Below are 307 nucleotides of genomic sequence, written 5' to 3'. Positions count from 1 at the left end.
CGAGAGCCAAGGCATCCACCGTCTGCCCTTGCTTACTTTCTTTATCAATGACACGGTTTCTAAATTAATAATTAAAAATTAATAATGAAGAAATGCGTCTTGGATTGATATATCTTTAGCTTGCTCTTACTTTTTTCGTTACTTAACTTTATTTGAAGTTGTCCAATACGTCAAAGATCTTTTTCAATGGACAATTGACAATTGATAATTGACAATTTATTCCATCTGATGTGGAGAATAACGGATTCGAACCGTTGACCCTCTGCGTGCAAGGCAGATGCTCTAGCCAGCTGAGCTAATCCCCCGT

The 307-nt window shown here is 37.8% G+C and carries 1 tRNA gene; it reads right to left on the bottom strand.

Features of this window, described 5'->3' with window-relative positions:
- Positions 1-231: 231 nt before the first annotated feature.
- Positions 232-305: transfer RNA gene (locus DWW90_RS20195), tRNA-Ala, on the bottom strand.
- Between the last annotated feature and the right edge of the window lie 2 nt (positions 306-307).

Origin of the sequence: Parabacteroides sp. AF17-28, from assembly GCF_003479205.1 — a bacterium.
In the GTDB taxonomy this organism is placed as follows: domain Bacteria; phylum Bacteroidota; class Bacteroidia; order Bacteroidales; family Tannerellaceae; genus Parabacteroides; species Parabacteroides acidifaciens.
This window is presented reverse-complemented; position numbering and strand designations above follow the sequence as displayed.